The sequence below is a fragment of the Mesorhizobium sp. M00.F.Ca.ET.216.01.1.1 genome (genome assembly GCF_004010325.2).
In the GTDB taxonomy this organism is placed as follows: domain Bacteria; phylum Pseudomonadota; class Alphaproteobacteria; order Rhizobiales; family Rhizobiaceae; genus Mesorhizobium.
Genome location: NZ_SADR02000610.1, coordinates 1 through 280, shown reverse-complemented (window position 1 = coordinate 280; position 280 = coordinate 1). Strand labels below are relative to the sequence as shown.

Here is a 280-nt window from a genome sequence, read left to right as displayed (position 1 = left end):
GACCTTCCTCCCGTCGGCGTGGCCGGAGACCGCCAATGCCCGCGCCGCTTTGCGCCGCAAGTTGAACGGGCGCATCCTGCGGGTACTCTTCGTACGCAGCGCCGGCGTTGCTGCCCTGTTCGCGCTCGAAATCGTTTTGGCCCGGTCACTTGGCGCAGCGGATTACGGCGCGTTCAATGTCGCCTTGGCGATCGCCACAGTCGCAGCGCGGCTTGCTCCGATGGGCTGGCTCAACGCTTCGACGCGGCTGCTGAGCGCTTATACCAACGCGCAACAGTTC

Annotated in this window: 1 pseudogene; it reads left to right on the top strand. The window is 65.7% G+C overall.

The window, feature by feature from the left end:
- Window positions 1-280, top strand: a pseudogene (locus tag EN859_RS38595) (hypothetical protein); the annotation flags it as partial.